19 protein-coding genes and 1 riboswitch are annotated in these 19801 nt (G+C 37.5%); of the genes, 4 read left to right on the top strand and 15 right to left on the bottom strand.

Going from position 1 to position 19801, the window contains the following annotated elements; all coding sequences use genetic code 11:
• Nucleotides 1-96: 96 nt before the first annotated feature.
• The 14 genes from AC3WSO_RS21630 to AC3WSO_RS21695 all read right to left on the bottom strand — a co-directional run bounded on the left by AC3WSO_RS21630 (nucleotide 97) and on the right by AC3WSO_RS21695 (nucleotide 15602).
• Nucleotides 97-765: an MOSC domain-containing protein gene (locus AC3WSO_RS21630; protein WP_492533559.1), complete on the bottom strand. Its 669-nt coding sequence runs from the start codon at nucleotides 763-765 to the stop codon at nucleotides 97-99.
• 496 nt (nucleotides 766-1261) lie between these two features.
• Nucleotides 1262-1414 carry a hypothetical protein gene (locus AC3WSO_RS21635; protein WP_492533561.1) on the bottom strand — a complete coding sequence of 51 codons (153 nt, stop codon included), beginning with the start codon at nucleotides 1412-1414 and terminating at the stop codon, nucleotides 1262-1264.
• A 345-nt stretch (nucleotides 1415-1759) separates the two neighbouring features.
• Nucleotides 1760-3310 (bottom strand): glutamine-hydrolyzing GMP synthase, encoded by a 1551-nt coding sequence (gene guaA / locus AC3WSO_RS21640; RefSeq protein ID WP_492533563.1) that lies wholly within the window; start codon nucleotides 3308-3310, stop codon nucleotides 1760-1762.
• Nucleotides 3311-3462: 152 nt separating this feature from the next.
• Nucleotides 3463-3564: riboswitch (purine riboswitch) on the bottom strand.
• A 35-nt stretch (nucleotides 3565-3599) separates the two neighbouring features.
• Nucleotides 3600-5786, bottom strand: a complete 2187-nt coding sequence (locus tag AC3WSO_RS21645; protein ID WP_492533566.1) for a transglutaminase TgpA family protein — start codon at nucleotides 5784-5786, stop codon at nucleotides 3600-3602.
• The gene (locus AC3WSO_RS21650; protein WP_492533568.1) at nucleotides 5783-6964 is read right to left on the bottom strand and encodes a DUF58 domain-containing protein; all 1182 of its coding nucleotides are present in this window, start codon (nucleotides 6962-6964) and stop codon (nucleotides 5783-5785) included. The genes AC3WSO_RS21645 and AC3WSO_RS21650 overlap by 4 nt, the downstream gene beginning before the upstream one ends.
• Nucleotides 6961-7905 carry an AAA family ATPase gene (locus AC3WSO_RS21655; RefSeq protein ID WP_492533569.1) on the bottom strand — a complete coding sequence of 315 codons (945 nt, stop codon included), beginning with the start codon at nucleotides 7903-7905 and terminating at the stop codon, nucleotides 6961-6963. Before AC3WSO_RS21655 ends, AC3WSO_RS21650 begins: the two co-directional genes overlap by 4 nt.
• 235 nt (nucleotides 7906-8140) lie before the next feature.
• Entirely contained in the window at nucleotides 8141-8818 is a 678-nt protein-coding gene (locus AC3WSO_RS21660; protein ID WP_492533571.1) for an ABC transporter ATP-binding protein, read from the bottom strand.
• Nucleotides 8818-9627 carry an ABC transporter permease gene (locus AC3WSO_RS21665; protein ID WP_492534449.1) on the bottom strand — a complete coding sequence of 270 codons (810 nt, stop codon included), beginning with the start codon at nucleotides 9625-9627 and terminating at the stop codon, nucleotides 8818-8820. Before AC3WSO_RS21665 ends, AC3WSO_RS21660 begins: the two co-directional genes overlap by 1 nt.
• A complete protein-coding gene (locus tag AC3WSO_RS21670; protein ID WP_492533572.1) occupies nucleotides 9627-10079 on the bottom strand; it encodes a nitrous oxide reductase accessory protein NosL in 453 nt (150 codons plus the stop codon). The genes AC3WSO_RS21665 and AC3WSO_RS21670 overlap by 1 nt, the downstream gene beginning before the upstream one ends.
• A complete protein-coding gene (locus AC3WSO_RS21675; protein ID WP_492533574.1) occupies nucleotides 10076-11347 on the bottom strand; it encodes a right-handed parallel beta-helix repeat-containing protein in 1272 nt (423 codons plus the stop codon). Before AC3WSO_RS21675 ends, AC3WSO_RS21670 begins: the two co-directional genes overlap by 4 nt.
• A 59-nt stretch (nucleotides 11348-11406) precedes the next feature.
• Nucleotides 11407-12045 (bottom strand): nitrous oxide reductase accessory protein NosL, encoded by a 639-nt coding sequence (locus tag AC3WSO_RS21680; protein WP_492533576.1) that lies wholly within the window; start codon nucleotides 12043-12045, stop codon nucleotides 11407-11409.
• A 440-nt stretch (nucleotides 12046-12485) separates the two neighbouring features.
• Entirely contained in the window at nucleotides 12486-12806 is a 321-nt protein-coding gene (locus AC3WSO_RS21685; RefSeq protein WP_492533578.1) for an NAD synthetase, read from the bottom strand.
• Between the two features lie 488 nt (nucleotides 12807-13294).
• Nucleotides 13295-14119, bottom strand: a complete 825-nt coding sequence (gene nadE / locus AC3WSO_RS21690; RefSeq protein WP_492533579.1) for an NAD(+) synthase — start codon at nucleotides 14117-14119, stop codon at nucleotides 13295-13297.
• Between the two features lie 22 nt (nucleotides 14120-14141).
• Nucleotides 14142-15602, bottom strand: a complete 1461-nt coding sequence (locus tag AC3WSO_RS21695) for a nicotinate phosphoribosyltransferase (protein WP_492533581.1) — start codon at nucleotides 15600-15602, stop codon at nucleotides 14142-14144.
• A gap of 312 nt (nucleotides 15603-15914) precedes the next feature.
• Here AC3WSO_RS21695 and AC3WSO_RS21700 point away from each other — a divergent pair, with 312 nt between their 5' ends.
• Nucleotides 15915-16256: a P-II family nitrogen regulator gene (locus AC3WSO_RS21700; RefSeq protein ID WP_492533583.1), complete on the top strand. Its 342-nt coding sequence runs from the start codon at nucleotides 15915-15917 to the stop codon at nucleotides 16254-16256.
• A 13-nt stretch (nucleotides 16257-16269) separates the two neighbouring features.
• Complete coding sequence (locus tag AC3WSO_RS21705) at nucleotides 16270-17565, top strand: ammonium transporter (protein ID WP_492533585.1); 1296 nt, start codon at nucleotides 16270-16272, stop codon at nucleotides 17563-17565.
• A 93-nt stretch (nucleotides 17566-17658) separates the two neighbouring features.
• Here AC3WSO_RS21705 and AC3WSO_RS21710 read toward each other — a convergent pair whose 3' ends face one another.
• Nucleotides 17659-18159 (bottom strand): methylated-DNA--[protein]-cysteine S-methyltransferase, encoded by a 501-nt coding sequence (locus tag AC3WSO_RS21710; protein WP_492533587.1) that lies wholly within the window; start codon nucleotides 18157-18159, stop codon nucleotides 17659-17661.
• Between the two features lie 104 nt (nucleotides 18160-18263).
• Between AC3WSO_RS21710 and AC3WSO_RS21715 the strand changes: the two genes are divergently transcribed.
• Together AC3WSO_RS21715 and AC3WSO_RS21720 are read left to right on the top strand one after the other, a co-directional pair.
• Nucleotides 18264-18995 (top strand): ABC transporter ATP-binding protein, encoded by a 732-nt coding sequence (locus AC3WSO_RS21715; protein ID WP_492533589.1) that lies wholly within the window; start codon nucleotides 18264-18266, stop codon nucleotides 18993-18995.
• Nucleotides 18992-19744, top strand: coding sequence for an ABC transporter permease (locus AC3WSO_RS21720; RefSeq protein ID WP_492533590.1), 753 nt, complete (start codon nucleotides 18992-18994; stop codon nucleotides 19742-19744). The genes AC3WSO_RS21715 and AC3WSO_RS21720 overlap by 4 nt, the downstream gene beginning before the upstream one ends.
• Nucleotides 19745-19801: the final 57 nt, after the last annotated feature.

Genomic DNA, 19801 nt, shown 5'->3' on the forward strand with positions numbered 1-19801 from the left:
TCTTTCAACAAATGAGCGAAAGCAAAGCCAACCACAATTATGCCGAGGCATAATTGATTACTGCGATTAAGGAGAGCTCCCTTAATCAACAAACATTTAATTCATCACTTTACTTTGCAAGAGTTGAATTCTTTTTTCTAATTTTTGTTTCCAATCTTCCGCTAATGCATCAACTGCTTGTATACGCTTCATCGCAAGTGCGTCTTTGTTTTTAAAATACACTTCGTTGCAATGTAAAACTGAAATACGTTCAGGGTACTTTTCCAATAATTCAATTTTTGAATCTGCACAGATTGTCCCTTCTTCCAGTACACGTGCAAGAAAGCCTGTATAACCTGTTTCAATTAAACGTTTAAGTAATATGTTCGCCTCAGTATATTTATCAATCGTACTACATGGTACACGTCCTTGTGTAATTTGGATGACAGCATCACCTATTTTATAAATATCGCCAATACAAACATCGACTTCTAACATATTTGTTACTGTTAAGTTTTCACCGAACGCTGCTGTCGGCAACGGTTTACTCAGTTCCTGTTCCCATTGTATGTAATGCTCCGCGGGATATAAACAAACAGCACGGTCAGGACCACCATGATGTTTTTTATCTGCTACATCGTCCCCCTCAAATCCACGAGCGGACAAATAAACTTCTTGTACTTTTTGTTTTTCGATTCCTGTAATCATTGAACGCCCATTACTATAATGCAATTCTTTTGGCATACCAATAGCAAGTGTATGTAGCATCGCTTTACCTTTTCCCATCTTATTCCCCCTTAAACTAAACAGCGACATAGAGTATTATTTACATTTATTAGTTTACTATACCTAACGATTCAACGTATAACTCTTTCTTAATACAAATTTGGTTCTTTGAATAGCCCAGTCTGGAAAATACTTTGGAATTAATTCAATTACCCCTCACTTATTAAGAAAACTCAACTGTTCAAATTGTGAATTTTGATCCGCTATAGCTCTAATTTTTATATTCAACAAAACAACAAAAACTTCCTTTATTTAAATTTATAGTATTAAAATTGGTATCACAAAATAAAAGGTCTAAGAAAAACCTCTTTCCCCTCCAACAATATACAGACCATTTTCAAACCTAGAAAACAAAAAAATTGCCCTACTAGTTCATATAACGAACTAATAGTGTGACAACTATGTGGGGCGTGATGTTCAGTTGGAAAGGTCACCCCCAAAAAGAAGTGCCCCCATTTCTGATGACTAGCTATACGAATGCATTCTAAATATAAACTTATGTACGTGCACTATTACTCTCTTTTTTTATTATTTCGTCTATGTAATACTCTTTAAGCCAAACTTCTAAATTCATTTTTTCTTCTGGACACATATGTGACATAGTTACCTGTAGTTCGTCAATAACTTCTTTAGCAGTCTTTAGATTCATATTAAACACACCCCTTCTATAATATTCATAATATTCTATTTAAAATTGTTTAACAATGCCCAATTTTTACCTTCCAGGAAGTCTTATGAAATACATGAACGATACCTACAAAGTGCAGTATATTGCTTCTTCCATTCCTGAACCTATTGACTCAATTCAAAATCATCCATCAGTTCCGTAATTCTAACCAATAAAAAAACTCCCTTTTATTTAGTTACCGAAACTAAATAAAAGAGAGTTTAATTTTACCTATAAATAGTTGTACGTTAGAAGTGATTCCACTAAACGATCAACGTTGATATATCAGCTTTTAAAGCTGTATCAACTACCTTATAAATACAAGGTCTATTCCCACTCGATAGTTGCTGGTGGCTTAGATGTAATATCATACAGCACGCGGTTAACGTGTTTTACTTCGTTTACTAGGCGGACAGAGACTTTCTCTAGTACATCCCAAGGAATACGTGCCCAGTCTGAAGTCATACCGTCGATAGATGTTACTGCACGAATACCGATTGCGTAGTCATACGTACGTGCATCGCCCATTACGCCAACTGAACGGATGTCAGGTAATACCGTGAAGTATTGCCAGATATCGCGATCAAGACCAGCTTTTGCGATCTCTTCACGTAAGATGAAATCAGATTCGCGTACAATTTCTAGTTTTTCTTCTGTTACTTCACCAAGTACACGGATTCCTAGACCAGGGCCTGGGAATGGTTGACGCCAAACGATTTTTTCGTCAAGACCAAGCTCTAATCCTAGTGCGCGCACTTCGTCTTTAAATAATGTGTTAAGTGGCTCAATTAGTTGGAATTGCATGTCTTCCGGAAGACCACCAACGTTATGGTGAGATTTAATAGTTTGTGCAGTTGATGTTCCAGATTCAATGATATCTGTGTAAAGCGTACCTTGTGCTAAGAAGTCCATTCCTTCAAGTTTAGCTGCTTCTTCATCGAATACGTAAATAAATTCGTTACCGATAATTTTACGTTTTTGCTCTGGATCAGAAACGCCTGCAAGTTTATCCATGAAACGTTGACGTGCATCAATTTTAATAAGATTCATGTCAAAGTCTTCTGTGAATGTTTTCATAACTTGCTCAACTTCACCTTTACGGTTCAAGTTGTGGTCTACGAACATACAAGTTAATTGGTCGCCAATTGCTTTATGAATTAGAACAGCAACAACTGATGAGTCTACACCGCCAGAAAGTGCACATAATACTTTTTTGTCACCTACTATTTCGCGGATTTTTGCGATTTCAAGTTCAATGAAGTTTGCCATTGACCAATCGCCTTTTGCTCCACAAATGTCAAATACGAATTGACGTAATAAGTCGTTACCGTGTACAGAGTGACGTACTTCTGGGTGGAATTGTACTGCATATAATTTACGTTCTACATTTGCCATTGCAGAGATAGGGCAAGCAGCACTTGTTGCGATTACTTCAAAACCAGCAGGTACTTCTGTTACATGGTCACCATGGCTCATCCAAACGATTTGTTCAGTTGGTAAGTTACCGAATAACTTGTTTGAAGCTGTTACTTTAATTTCTGCTTTACCATATTCACGTGTTTCAGCACCTTCAACTTTACCACCTTGCGTATGTGCCATTAATTGCATACCATAGCAAATACCTAAGATTGGTAAGCCTAATTCGAAAATAGCTGGGTCTACATGGAAGGCTTTTTCGTCATAAACTGAGTTTGGACCACCTGAAAAGATGATACCTGCTGCGTTCATATTTTTAATTTCTTCAGCTGTAATCGTATGAGGATGTAACTCACTGAAAACACCAAATTCACGGATACGACGCGTAATCAATTGGTTAAATTGGCTACCGAAATCAAGAACGACGATTTTTTCTTGCTCTAATAAAGGGCTTGCTGACAATATTTCCACCTCTTCTACTATTTTTAAAGGACTTTTTCATATGTTCAAAGAAAAACGCGTATGAAAGTAAAAACTTCCTACGCGTTCATAAGCTCTTAATTTATAAAGGCGAATGCGTAGCAAAGAAAAGTGATTTACTAACCTTCTCACCTAACCAAAACATTCACCTTCATAGAGAAATCATTTACGGTGATTTCGTAGAAACATCCGAACCTTATTATCGAACTTATATGAAAGCAATCCTCATCATATATAATTTTTTTCATTTTACTCTTTGTACCCATCAAAATCAACTGATAGTGCGATTGATTAAATTTTCCCAACTTTCTTTCAGTTTTATAAAATCAATCTCTTGTTTATCTTTTCCATAAATATGTTGTTCATATACAGCAGTCAGTTTTTGCATCTCTTCTGTCTCTAGCGACTCATCTACTCTTATAGCAAATGCTCGTAATGTTTCGCCATCTTTCCTGCGTAATCCAATACGAGATAATTGCTTCGTTAAAACATGGTATGAAGCATCGAAATTTGTCCAGTCCGCTTCTTTTTTACGAAATGCGCGTACTTGCATTTTAGGTATCCACGTTTTACGTTGCATAAACAAAGCGATACTAGCGATGATCATCAAAATGACTAGAGCAATCCATACGTAAATATGCTTTTTCACCCATGTCCACACAGAATCAAAGCTAAACGATGTTGAACTAGAAGTTACTTTCTTTGGCTCTCGCTCTTCCTTCTTTGGTTGCTCTTGCTTTTTTTCTGGCTCCAGTACTTGCTCCTGTTGAGGAGTATCTTGCTCAATATCATAATCAATATTCACATTTCCTGAAAATCCAATTGTCGGTTCAAACTCCATCCACCCTGTTCCAGGGATATACGCTTCCACCCAAGAGTGTGCATTATCATTTGTAATTTGATACTCTTGTAAACCGTCTGATATTCGACCAGGATTACCAGGTGCAAAGCCTTTTACCCAGCGTGCGGGTATCCCTGCCGAACGGAGGAGCACAACCATTGATGTTGAGAAATTATCACAGTAGCCAACTTTAGTATCGAATAAAAACTGATCAACATAGTCCTGATCATCAGCCGGGATGGCTACTTCTTTTTTATCGTATCTAAAGCTATGAGAAGAAAAATATTTTTCAACCGCTTTTATTTGATCATAGACCGAAGCTTTATCCTTTGTGATTTCTTTCGCTAAATTCCCTACACGTTGTGGAAGTGTGTCTGGCAATTGTAAAAAACGGTCAAAGGAAGGATCTATTGTTTTTAGCGTGGATGGGTCTGCCATTTGGAGCTGTTCCATGCTAAATACTGGCTCACTATAAGAGATCGTATAGTTAGATAATAATTTTGACTCGCCATTCTGTTGTTCTATTGCTATTTTTTCAGTGAGTTCATCTTGAATAAAGAGCGGTGAATCCTGTGTAGAAACAGATATCATGCCATATGTTTGAATTAAAAAAGGCATCGGAACAGCAATGTCCATTTGAACCTGTCGCTCAGTTTCAGGAGATCCTACTTGTAATGATGTTTGGATAGGAGTATTGGTCTTGTAGACATTTTTTCCAAAGTTCCCCTTAGAAAGAATCCAGCCCTTCGAAGTATAAGTATCCTTTGTATCGATACGCCAATAATGACGATCACGGGTAGATGCCGTAAATATTAGTGTATTATCACCTTGGAACGGTCCTCCTAATTGACTATCATCTTCGCTGTAACCAACTGTTTTTTCGCCTGTTCCAATGCCATCTTGCCCTGCCACCCCCTTAATAAAAGGGACTGGATCAGCCCAAGTTGGCCCTGTCTTAGGTAAATAGAATGCCACTCCACTAACAAGCATTACCGAAACTACCATCGGAATAACCAGTTTCCATTTTCCTATGAAATTGTTCGGTGCATCTGTTTGAAGCCATAAGCGCTTAACAAAAAGCAAGCCTGTCATTATTAATCCAAGCACAATAACTTTAACAATTGCCACCTTTCCATCATAGTCACTAAATGTATCTAGTGTGGCAATAAAGAATACTGTTAAAGCAAAGAAATAGAATATATTTTTTCGCACGGTTATCCAGTGGTGTATCAGGTATATTAACATCCAAATAAGCGCGACGAATAGCACCGTTCTAAAAGAATCCGATACTTTTCCAAAATCGCCCGAAAGGATGGCAGTCATATTCCATTTCCATTCATGCATTAAAAACGGTATTGTCTGTCCAGAAAAAAAGGGACTTTCACTATAAACAAACACTATAAACCAAGTAATATAACTAAATTTCACCAATCCCGACAGTATTGGGTGCACTTTAAGTAAACTGAGTGCCAATGATAAACCGATGAACACTAAAAATAAATGAAACACGCCTGTATTTGTTAGCTGCATTACAGGAATAAGCCATTCACGTAAAATTAGAAAAATAATTACGTATGCTATTGCTAATTCGATAAAATTTCCTAGTGATTTTTTCACGGCTTCATCACCTCCGTGAACAATTTGTAATAATCTGTTGGATTTACATGTACAACTTGAATATGACTATAACGCATTGCCAAATTTGTTTGCATAGGCGGCTCCTCCGCTACTACAAAACAAATACAGCTTTTCACCATATTGGCAAGAGAATGTATTAATTCATCTGATACTTCATTCGTAACATATAATAATGTTGCAACATGCTTAAACACTTGCTGATCTCGAAATTGGAATTTGACAGTTTCAGCAGGTTTTATAGCAGCTAAATGATGCATTACTTTATCTAGCTGCTTATTACCTTGAATAATCGGAAACACCTTCGTATTAAAACCAGCTGAAACAAATGAAATATCCCCATGTTCTTTGACAATGGTTTGAAGTATCGATGCTACAAGCTCAATTTTTTCTTCAAATAAGGAAGACTTTCCGGCATGGAGTACTAGCATTAACTCCTGTGATTGTCGATCTTCAAATTCTTTAGATTTCAACGTTTGTGTTTTCGCAAATGATTTCCAGTGAATCCACGAAAATCGGTCACCTGGAACATACTCACGTAAACCAACAGCCATTGATGTATCCTTAACAATTGAATAAGGTGACATCATTGTTCCAACATCAAATTTTGTTTGAAGCGCGGCATACCTCATTTCGTGTACTCTCGGGTATACTAAAATGACTTGTTCCTTGTCTGCCGCAACTCGCTTTTTTGCCCAGCCAAAAAAATCACAAAAAACAATATTAACACCTAAGTAACGATGCTCGCCACGGGACATATTTCCCAGCACATAATTCCAGCTAAATTTTTTCCTGAAGCCAACGAACTTAATGGTATTCGTTCCTTGCACCCTCGATTGAATAAGGACTTCACTGTTTACAAGTTCCTCCATCATCATATAAGCAAACGGAAAGCGTGTTTTTCGCTCTACCGTAATTGTTACCTTAGCAGATTGTCCACTCTCTACACGGGAGGGCTCAATTTTGCGTTCCACCAGTACAATATCTTCTTTCACTAGTAAGAAAATAAATGCATATAACAAAAACGGACTAACTGTAAAAAATACAAACCAACTGACAAATCCACCTTGGAACATGGCATAACAAAACGTTATGATTATTAACAAAGAAACTAAAAGGAAATGTTTACTTTTCTCTATTAAGGCTTGCCATTTCTTCATTGCTCTGCAAACCTCTTTGTTGGCACAGGTGTTTTCGCTATAATTCGCTCAATAATTTCTTCTGCCGTTACGTTGTCATAGCGAGCATCTGGCTTTAATATTAAACGATGGCTAAAGACAAATGGTACTAAGTATTGAACATCATCAGGAGTAACAAAACTACGCCCTTTTATAAATGCATAAGCTTGTGAAGCCTTCATTAAAGCAATCGTTGCGCGAGGACTTACTCCTAAATGTACATAGTTATTTTCCCTCGTTTGAGTTGCCAATTCGACCATATAGTTTTTTACTGAATCCTCAACATACACACCCTGTACAAGCTCCTGCAATTCAATTAATTGTGCAACTGTTAGTACTGCTTCAATTTTTTCAATCGGTTTACCATGCTCAGCACGACGAAGAATCTCCACTTCTTGCCCTCTTGAAGGATAGCCCATTTTTATTTTTAGTAAGAAACGATCTAACTGTGCTTCTGGTAACGGATATGTTCCTTCATGCTCAATTGGATTTTGAGTGGCCATAACGAAAAATGGTTGGTTGATTGTTAAGGTTTTACCATCAATAGTGACAGATGCTTCCTCCATCCCCTCAAGTAATGCAGATTGCGTTTTTGGAGATGTACGGTTAATTTCATCCGCTAAAATTACATCTCCCATGATCGGACCAGGTCGAAATTCGAATTCCAGCGTTTTCGGATTATAAATCGACACCCCTACAACATCTGACGGTAATAAATCCGGTGTAAATTGAATCCTTTTAAATTGTGCCTTAAATGATTTTGCCAGTGCTCGAACCATCATTGTTTTACCGACACCTGGTACGTCCTCAAGCAAGATATGTCCCTTTGCTAGCAAGGCTACTATACTTAGCTCTGCAACCTCTCTTTTGCCGATCATTACTTTTTCTATATTTTCTAATACATTTTGTATTTGTGAATTCATAATTAAAAAACCTCCTATTTCATCCGACAATTATTAGAATTGTACGATAACTTACTTAAGAATAACGAAATATGTTTAGTAACACAATTATATGAGACGTTCATCTATTGCTTTACCACTATAGTTGAGCACTTAGCGAGAAAAGTAATAATACTTCAGCATGAAAAAGAAGGCCTGCCTGAGTACAATCAAAGCAAACCTATCTTTTAGTATAACGTCATTATCTATCAGAATGTTACAGATTTAATTTTTTTAACCATAAATTCTCTAACGAAGATGAATTTTCTTGTAAAAGCATTTCCTCTAATTCACCAGAAATAAGTATGTTCCCTTCGTGTAAAACCAACACATCGTCCGCTACTTCTTCCGCAAAAGACAGTAAATGAGTAGAAAATATGACCGTATAGCCCCTTGCTTTTTCCTCTAGCATCAATTTTTTTAGCTCTGCAATCCAGAAAGGATCGAGCCCATTAGTCGGCTCATCTAAAATAAGCAAAGAGCCTTCACCGAGTAAACTTTGGGCAAGATTAAGACGTTGACGCATCCCCTTAGAGAAATGCTTCACTTTTTGCTTTCGAACATCCCATAAAGCAACGCGCCTTAGTACTTTCTCCTGTTCCTTTTTACCAATCTTCTTTAAAGAGGCAAGTAGCTGCAAAATTTCTGCTGCTGTTAACATAGAAGGAAAATCCACATCATCAGGCATGTATCGAATGGCTTGTGGTTTATGCCATATTATTTCTCCTGATTTTTGCTTTTCCTGTCCAGTTAGCAGGCGAATTAAAGTACTCTTACCAGCGCCATTTCCCCCTACAAGCGCTAAAATACGCCCTGTTTGTAAAGAAAAGGAGGCTTCATGAAGACCTCTATTATTATCATAGATATTTGATAACTTCTTTGTTTCTAATAGCATTATCTTCTATCCCCTTTCTTTAAAAGAATGCTAGTGTAAGCTAATGGACATACTATCCATAGCAATGTCACAGCTACGTATAATGCATAACCTAGTGGCGACGAATAAAACTGCGTTACTTTATAAAATGCTGGCCCAAGAACACTCGCCTGATCTGTAAAAATAAAGTAACCGAAGCGTAGCCACTCCACAGGATTAATATGTATCGCTATGATCGTCAGTTTTTGAAGAATATGACCAGCCACGACAGTTCCGATAGCCATTAAAGCGTAAGAGATTAGCAATAAAAAAATGGACCAAAAAACAAGGGACAACGAAAGTGCAAATAATCTTGTTTTTGCAAAGGCTCCTACCGCAATGGCCAATGACACAAAAATGAAAATGCATAGCAAAGTTAGAACAATGAAGATAAATGGCAAACGCACTCCACCAAGAAATCCACCAAACGCTAATATTACGCCGAACGCCACGGCCACGACCAATAAAAAAGCAAGCACAGAGGCAATATACTTTCCTGCAATATATTGCCTACGTGTCATTGGATATGTCTTTAATAAAGAAAACCATCCTGATTCCACATCACCAGCTACACTCATACTACCGATCGTTAATATAAACAACGGCAATAAAAACAACAATACATTTAAAAAGGAGGCTGTCTGTCGTGTAAAACCGTCTACATCTGGTAGTGCCATTTGCTGAATGACAATGATAGCTGTAAACACGAACGTGAAAAGTAAGCCTACAAGTTGCATCCATCGACTTCTGAGCATTTGCTTTAATTCTAGTTTAATAAGCATACTATTCATCACTTATGGATCCCCCATTTAAAATCATGTAAATCCTTATAGGCTAGTAGCCGGCCTTCTCCCTCTGTCGTCATCCATTCCTGTGCTGCTTCCTTCGAATTGAATGCAACTACCCCATAATTCATCGGTGTCCAATAATCTTTGTTGTACACATAAACAGCGTTAAAAACGTCAATCCATTCATTTTTTGCCGCATCTTTAATATAGGCTGCTCCAACCTCATCTTCCCCGTTCGCTTTCATATATTCCATAAGGCAACCAATATCATCAAAAATTTCATAATCGCCATTTTTCAATGCAATCTGGCCAGCATATGCATTATGAACGATACTCATATTACAAATATTACATACATCAGTTTCACTAACTATTTCACGAGGCTCATATGTTTTTTCACTACAGCCCACCAATACACCACAACATAAAAATATACTCATCAGCCATTTTTTCATTCTGTGATCCCTCTTTTCCATAGCCATAAACTACTTAATGCCAAGAATAAACCTACTAGCATTTGCACCACGTTCATCTTGTTCTTCTCTTGCACATGCTTCATCACCAATTTCGGCGTATGATCAACAAGCATGTTCTTTTCAGTTCTATTAATTTGCTGATCTAGAGATGTCAGTAAAAGGACGCTCGGAGATGCTACGAAATATTGGTAAACAGGCTGGCGTACCATCCATTGACCAAAGCTTGACACAGCTACATATGGAATATCACCGATGCCATTGTCTTTTAAATCAATTCCTGAGTAATCATCATAAAAATTATTTTTCAGTTGAAAGCCTTGCTGATCGGAGCGCGCCGTTAAAATATTCCCTGTAAAGTTATTACTACTAGCCAATGTGTCGTTACTGACCTTTGTACCTTCAAGGGCAGTTTGGTTCATCTGAAAATCATTTGTTTCAATTTGGATAGTTGAACTTTTCTGCATCGCAACACCAGTCCGATTATTTTTGATTGTGTTATGTTTAATTTTTGCTTGCGTCACATCATACAGCAGCATACCATAGCCATTAAAATCAAAATGATTAGCTATTGTATTATTTTCAAGGAGAATGTCTGTTGTCATCATTATCATAAGGCCAGTCACATTGTGAACATATGTATTAAAAAGTGCTTTGGCATCACTTGTATACATAAAATGCGTACCATAACGACTGCTCGTCACCTTATTACGTTGAACAACAATACGCTTTACCTCTTCTACATAAATTCCATCCTGTACTTGCTCAATAGTATTGCCTTCGATCGTAATGTCCTCACTTTTAAAAACAGCCAACCCATTACCTTTTTGGGAATAATGATCCTCGATACCAGTCACATTGATTTCCTGTATGCGCACATTTTTGGAGCGTTGTATATGAACACCTGTATGAACATCTTTCATTTGTAACTTACGTAGCTCAAGTCCATCTACATTACTAACAACGATCGCTTTACTTTTTCCTGATAACGTTATATTTTCCACACTGACATTAGTAGTGTTTTCAATTCGAAGTGCAGGTGTGTCACTTTCACCGATTAGTTCAGTTCCCTCTTCGCCTTGTAGTGTTATCGGTTTTGTCACAATAAAATTACCTCGGTAACGACCAGCAGGAATATGAACGATCTCCCCTGTCTTTGCGACATTAATCGCCTCCTGTACATCGAAATCGGCGTACACTGTCTGACTCATGAATAGAAAAAATAATAAGGCCAACCCTATTTTTTTCACCAATCCTTACCTCCCAGTTCAGCACGAAAAGACTAGAGGAATCCCCCTAGTCCATTCGATTAATGACTATGACCGTCTTGATTCTTTTCTTCCATATGCATGGAGTCAGATTCACCCTTGGCCTCTTTTTCAGCTTTTTCTTTCATTTTCTTTTCACGACGCTCTAATGCATCGTCTTTAATTTTTTGTAGTTCCTCTACATGTGCAGTTGGATTGTCAGCGATATATTTGTCTGCATCAGCTTTATCTTTGAAATAAACATATCCCCAGTTCATCGGAGATTTCAGGTCTGTTTTGACGATAGTTGCATCATCAACCTTTACCCAATCTTTTGTATTAAAATCACGTACAAATTTTTCGTTCTTTTCATTATTTGCAACCTCGGCATTTACTAAACAGCCGATGTCATCATAAAAGGTAACTGTTCCATCCTCTTTTATTGCTTGAGTAGAGAATTCCCCCATTTCTTCGTCTTTCATATATACTTTCATATTACACATTTCACACATTGTATCTTCTTTTGGCTCTTGCAAACGTGGATCCACTAAAGAAGCGACTTGCGTAGATTTATCCTTTGCTTCTGCCTCATTTGCCGTGATATCTTGCTTCGTTTCTTCTTTCTTCACTTGATCTTTGTCTGTACCACAAGCCGCGAGTAAAAGTGATGCAGCCAATACTGGTAACCATATTTTTTTCACAATTGTTTCCCCCAATTTCGTTTTTCTATTACTAATAATTACTTTACAGGTAAGTTGTGAAATAAGTTAAAAATCACTGTGAAGTATTGGAAAAATTACCTTGAATATTCATTGAACGTCTCGACTTCAAATATTTTGAATAAAAAATATTTCGATTCCTATTTTTGATAATGCTCTTCGGCAAATCAACCACTTCACCAAGCATGTATCTTCTAACATGCAATTTTAAATTCAAACCGAACTTCGCAATGTATCTATGCGAAAGCAAAGCGACAGAAGCAAATGATATCTTGGTCTACAAAAAAGTGAGTAGCCCGGAACAGAAGTCACCCTGATTCAAAATGCCTCACAATTCATATAAATTTTATTGACACCAATTTGTTTTTCAACAAAAAAACTCCCTACATCCTAAATGATGTAGAGAGTTTGAATTTATGATGTTATATAGAAGAACGGTAACTATTGAGAAACTTCTTTTGCTTGCTGACCAGACTTAGCTTAACAGCTGTTTCATTTAATTCATTACGTATTTGTAAATCGTACGCATTGTCCACAAAACTAGCTACTACTTTATTTGGACGTTGCTGCTGGATTTGTCTAGTGTTACTTAAAAGCTTTTTATCTTTATTCTTTAACAAACTGTTTTTAAACTGTTTCTTCGGATTTTGGCCGAAATTATGGCTTAAATCCCCAGCATGTAAATACTGTTGTTCATTACGAAATATACTACTAGTCGTCGAACTTACTCTAGAAGTCCTCATAAATAATCACCCTCCTTTACTTTTCATCAACTTTGTAGGTATATATATCGACATTATATGCTCGAACTTAATAATACAGAACCAAATTGCTTAAAAAAAATAGAAAAGAGTTATAAGAAAAAATGTTTTTCACTTTTTCTCATAACTCTTTTCCTAAATATTTATATATTAATCACCGAAAGTTGGAAATTATTTTTATTAAAACGTATTCCATTATATAGGTTGATTGGAGTGGGGGCTGGGCGACTCCTCGGGAATCAGCGATATAGAGGAACGAAGGCTAAAAGCATCACGTCCTGTGATAACGCCTTCGTGACCAACATCCTGTTGCCCCAAGCGGCTCATCGGACGCCCCCAGGAAGCTCTGCTCTGTGCGAAAGCGACGCGACAGCAACAATTGTTTTAACTGTGCGAAAGCGAAGCGTCAGCAACAACAAAGCGCCCAGCCTGAACGGAAATCAACCCCACGCTATTGCGATAGCTATATATTACTTCCAAAAATCATCAAATATTGTAATTGGCATATGGCGTTTGTGCTGTGAACGTAAATAATGTCCTTCTAATGTTTTACGAGCTTCTTCAGGGATAGCCTTCCCCTCTAAATAATCATCGATTTGGTCATACGTTAAACCAAGCGCTACTTCATCTGGTAGTGAAGGACGATCTTCCTCTAAGTCAGCAGTTGGTATTTTTAAATATAAGTGCTCTGGGCAATCAAGTGCCGCTAACAACTGCTTACCCTGACGCTTGTTGAGACGGAAGATAGGCATTAAATCTGCACCGCCATCCCCAAATTTTGTGTAAAAACCTGTAATTGCCTCCGCAGCATGATCTGTCCCAAGCACAACAGCATTATTCATCGCAGCGATAGAATATTGCACCTTCATTCGCTCACGTGCCTTTTCATTCCCTTTTGCAAAATCGCTTAGTTCAATACCTGCATTCGCTAATGCTCTAACACTTGAATCGACTGTATCTTTAATGTTTACTGTAAAAGTTTTCGTAGGTTTGATATAGTCAATCGCATCTTGACAGTCCTTTTCATCTGCCTGCACACCATATGGCAAACGAACAGCCCAAAATGAGTACTTTGCTTCTCCCATTTCGGCATTTAATTCGTCGACTGCAAGCTGCGTTAATTTTCCAGTTAATGTGGAGTCTTGACCACCTGATATTCCGAGAACAAATCCCTTTACAAAACTATAGCGACGCGCATATTCCTTTAAAAAATCAATGGATTTGCGAATCTCTTCCTGCGCATCAACAGTAGGTAATACACGTAATTCCTTTATGATTTCTTGTTGTAATGTCATTTTGTCCCTCACTCCTTACGCTTTACAATCGATTGACCATTTCACTTACTTCTTCAATATTTCGCATTTTATTATTCCAGCATTTTTGGCTTAAATCGACTGGGTATTCCTCAGGATTCATAGCACGTTTATATTCATCCCATAACAGTTCTAAATTATCTGCTGCATAATCGCGCATTTCTTCCAAAGTAGGATTTTGATAATGTATTTCGCCATTTTTAATCACTTGTTGATGTAGGTTTTTAGCTTCAAAATTTGTAACAAATTTTGATACGAATGTATGAACAGGATGGAACATTTTAATGCGTTCCTCTGATTGAGGATTTTCATCGTGCATCGTAATGTAATCTCCCTCTGCCTTGCCATTCTTTCTATCAATAATGCGATATACATTTTTAAGGCCAGGTGTCGTTACCTTTTCAGTATTCGCTGAAATTTTAATCGTATCTTCTAATTGCCCATCGTTATTTTCAATCGCCACCATTTTATAAACAGCCCCTAAAGCAGGTTGGTCATAAGCTGTAATGAGCTTTGTACCAATTCCCCACACATCAACTTTTGCGCCTTGAGCCTTTAAGTTTAAGATCGTGTATTCATCTAAGTCATTCGATACGATTATTTTAGCGTTCGAGAAACCTGCTTCATCTAACATACGACGTGCTTCTTTTGACAAGAAAGCAATATCCCCACTGTCTAAACGAATTCCAATAAAATTAATGCTGTCACCAAGTTCTTTTGCCACTTTGATTGCTGTTGGCACACCCGATTTCAACGTATTGTAAGTATCTACAAGGAATACGCAATCACGATGACGTTTTGCATAAGAATGAAATGCATCATAATCATTTTTATAGGCCTGTACAAGTGCATGCGCATGTGTACCAGATACTGGAATGTTAAAAAGTTTACCTGCTCGCACATTACTAGTTGAAGCAAAACCGCCTATAAACGCTGCACGCGTTCCCCAAATCGCTGCATCCATCTCATGCGCGCGTCGTGTGCCGAACTCCATCGCCACTTCATTTTTTATAATTTGTTTAATACGACTAGCTTTCGTTGCAATTAATGTTTGGTAGTTCACAATGTTAAGTAATGCAGTTTCAATTAACTGCGCTTCCACCAAAGGTGCTTCGATGCGGACAATCGGTTCATTAGCGAAAACCGTTTCTCCTTCCACCATCGAATACATATCCCCCGTAAAACGAATATTTTTTAAATACTCGATAAAATCCTCTTTATACCCAACCTCTTCACGCAAATATGCTATGTCCGAATCACTGAAACGAAAATCACGTAAATACTCAAGAATTCTCTCTAATCCCGCAAAAATTGCATAGCCATTGCCAAACGGTAACTTTCTAAAATATAATTCGAAAACCGCTTTTCTATTATGTATACCATCAGCCCAATATGATTCTGCCATATTGATTTGGTACAAGTCTGTGTGTAGCGCTAAGCTATCATCTGCATAATTTGATCTCACAAGAAAACCCTTCTTCCGCTTTGATAATTAGTCCTAGTATACACTATATACCCAAATTCTTGCGTATTACATCCTTCAACTTTAATGTCAGGTTTCCTTACATTAATAATCAGAAAATTTAGAAATGTTCACATTTCAGACACACTTTTTAGCACCGCTTTCATTCCCCTTTTAAAAACATTTTCAGCAAACTATTACGAGAGTCGAAATATTACATGTGACAAAAAGTAACATGAATATTCAAATAATTATTGCGCCGTTTTCCATAGCGTTTTAACATGTAAATTAAATTTACTCAAGGAGCTGATATTGATGAAAAAAATAGAAGCAATCGTCCGTCCCGAAGTTTTCGGCGCGGTCAGGGACGGACTTGCACAGGAAGGAATTGCAGGGCTCAGTGTTTCAGAAATTGCTGGCTGCGGTCGTCAATTAGGGCGTACAGGGTTATTTCGTGGAAATACCTACGAAATTGAATTTTTGCCGAAGTTGAAATTAGAAATGATTGTTGATGATGAAAAAGTAGATTCCATTGTTGAAGTTTTATTAAGTAAAGCAGCAACTGGCAATGTTGGAGATGGAAAAATCTTTATTTACCCAATAGAACAAGCAATTCGTATCCGTACAAAAGAAGTCGGATCAATTGCAGTAGAATAAGGGGGCGATATATATGGATGAGATAACATTATCTATAAATTTAGTTTGGATGATGCTCGGTACAATTTTAGTATTCTTTATGCATGCAGGATTTGCGATGGTTGAAGCGGGCTTTACACGCTCAAAAAACGCAGTCAATATTATTATGAAAAACTTCCTAACTATATCACTTGGCGGCATTGTCTATTTTCTCTGTGGTTACGCTATTATGTTTGGTGATTCAGTTGGCGGTATCTTCGGTACTAGTGGCTTTGCCTTAAATGGTGTAGATGATCTTTCCTTCTTTATTTTCCAAACGATGTTTGCAGCAACTGGAGCAACAATTTTATCTGGAGCAGTGGCAGAACGTACTAATATTTTTGCTTATATTTGCGTAATTATTCTCATGTCGTTACTTGTGTATCCTGTCGTTGGTCATTGGGTTTGGAGTGGTCATGGATGGTTAACAAATCTTGGTTTTATCGACTTTGCTGGATCAACCGTTGTACATTTAACAGGTGCAGTTGCGGCATTTGTAGCTGCGGTAATGGTCGGTCCTCGTCTCGGTAAATATGAAAATGGTCGTGTTAACATTATTACAGGACATAGTATTCCATTAGGAGCTTTAGGCGTATTTTTACTTTGGTTTGGTTGGTTTGGCTTCAATGGTGCCTCAACATTAGCTGCCGATCCTAAACTTGTTCCTAGCGTAATTGCAAATACATTTTTCTCTGCTGCTGCTGGCGTTGTGGTTACAGCCCTTTATACGAAATTCCGATATGGTCATATCGATGGGTCTCTCACATTAAACGGTGCTTTAGCAGGGCTTGTAAGTATTACTGCTGGTGCAGCTAATGTTAGTATTGTCGGTTCACTCATTATCGGATTAATTGCTGCTCCATTATTAGTCGAGGGCGTTCGCTTCATTGAATGGAAATTAAAAGTCGATGATCCTGTTGGTGCAATCGCCGTCCATGGTATCTGTGGTATTTGGGGTACTCTAGCAATTGGCTTGTTTGATATCGGTGGTCAAGGATTATTTTATGGAGGAGGTTTCGGCCAATTAGAAGTGCAAGCCATTGGGGTTATTGCTACCATTGTTTGGGTTAGCGTTTCAGTAGCTGCTGGTTTACTTATTATAAAAGCATTTGTGCCATTACGAGTTTCTGCTGAAGATGAAGTCACTGGCCTAGATGTCATCGAACACGGTGCTCCGGCTTATGAGTTTCAGGATATCTTCAAGGGCTCTGCAGTGCGAGGAGAAACATTTGCTCACCGTTTAACTCATTTCGGTAAGGCAAATAACAATGTCCAAGAAGAACATGTATAGTATTTATTAAACTTCATCTTCTTTAATACAAAAAACAAGAATCTGCAATCTCTTCGGCAATCGGTTTCCCCAAAGGTTATGCAGATTCTTGTTCTATGCTCTCTCTAGCTCCAGTAAAAATTCTTTCATAGCAAGCCCACTACGAAAGCCGGTTAGTTTACCATCTTTGCCAATCACACGATGACAAGGAATAATCGCTAATATTGGATTGGCGCCGATTGCACTACCTACAGCTCTTACCGCTTTCGGATTACCGATACGGTGTGCTATATCTGAATATGTTGTAGTTGTACCATATGATAGTTCCTTTAAAGCATCCCATACTGCTAGTTGAAATGGCGTCCCTTTAACATGTATTGGTAAATCAAACTCAGTAAGTTCCTTATTGAAATAAGCCGATAATTGCTTAACATATTGCTGTAACTTGTCTTTATTCTCTTCAAAACGATAGCCTTCAAATGGCTTTTTCGCCCATATTTCCACCTCTTCGAATGGTGCATTTGGTGTTCCGATATATACTAGTCCATCATCTGAGGCAATGATATACATAGTGCCTTGTGCATATGTTAAAGTATCTACATATAATATATCCATTCTCTATCCCCCTTAACTTTATTACTCAATGTTAAATAACTTTAGCTTCCCTTTGTTTCATGCTACAGTTATTTTACCTAATAGTATAAAGGAGTTTTAACTTTATGAATACGTCATATGAGCCTGCCATTCACTTTCAACAGGTCAGCTTTTCAGCGAATGACAAGACAATCTTACAATCAATTACTGGGTCATTCCCAAAAGGAAAAATCACTACATTAGTCGGCCCTTCCGGTGCTGGTAAAACAACTCTACTTAAATTGTGCAATGGACTATTATCACCTACTGATGGTCAAATATTAATTGATAATCAAAACATTTCTACATATGAACCAACCGCTTTAAGAAGACATGTGAGCATGGCACTTCAAGCGGCCCCTATGATAGAAGGTTCTGTATTTGATAATCTTGCACTTCCTCGTTCGTTACAAGGAGAAAAGCTTACAGAGCAGGAAGCAATCCAATATTTACATGATGTCGGACTTGATCAAAGCTTTTTACAACGCCCTACGAATAAATTATCAGGTGGACAACGACAAAAAGTTTCTATTGCTAGAACACTTATTAATCAATCCTCCATTTTATTGCTAGATGAAATCACATCTGCACTAGACCGTCAATCCGTGCAAGAAATTGAGACGCTTATTGCTACGATCAATAAAAAGTTTAATGTCACAATAATTTGGATTACACATAATTTACAGCAAGCACTAACAATCGGCCACTATACATGGGTCATGATGGATGGGGAACTAATTGAAACTGGACAAAGCTCCTTACTTCATGCACCTAAAAATCCACTTGTCGCTGAATTTGTACAGGGGGTGAATGAATGACATATACTTCGCTTTCCTTAACGTTAATTTTTGTGTTAATTCCACTTCTACTATCAAAAACCTTAAAGCTAGGACTTGAAAAAGATACGCTCATCGCTACTATTCGTTCTATTATTCAATTACTTGCCGTCGGTTACATTTTAAAATTTGTCTTCGATACTCAAAGCTATATGTATATTTTCCTCATGATTGCATTAATGATTTTAGTAGCAACACTCAATGCTCGTAAAAAGGGGAAAGGCATTAAAGGAATTACATGGAAAATAGCACTAACTCTCATTACCGTTGAATGTGTTACACAAGGGGTATTACTTGGTTTTGATATTGTACCATCAACAGCGCAGTATATTATTCCAATTAGTGGCATGATGATTGGTAATTCAATGGTATTATCAGTTCTATTTTTAAATCGTTTTACATCAGAAATTGCAAGTCATCAGAACGAAATCGAGTTAATATTATCGCTTGGCGGCACACCAAAACAGGCTATTCATCGACAGCTAATGCGTGCGATAAAAGCAAGTATGATTCCTACGATTGAAAGCCAAAAAACAATTGGTCTTGTTCAATTGCCAGGTATGATGAGTGGCCAAATAATCGGTGGAGCAGACCCTATTCAAGCGGTGCAATTCCAACTATTAATCATTTTCGCCCTGCTAACAGCAGCGACATTATCAAGCATAATGATTGGTTTTTTAAGTTATCCTGCACTTTTTAATGAACACATGCAAGTTCTTGAAACGAAATAATCGTTATATTAAAAACAATATATATTTTCTAAATTATGTTATAATAAAAAGAAAAAT

This window comes from Lysinibacillus sp. EB106-09-02-XG168 (assembly GCF_058791475.1).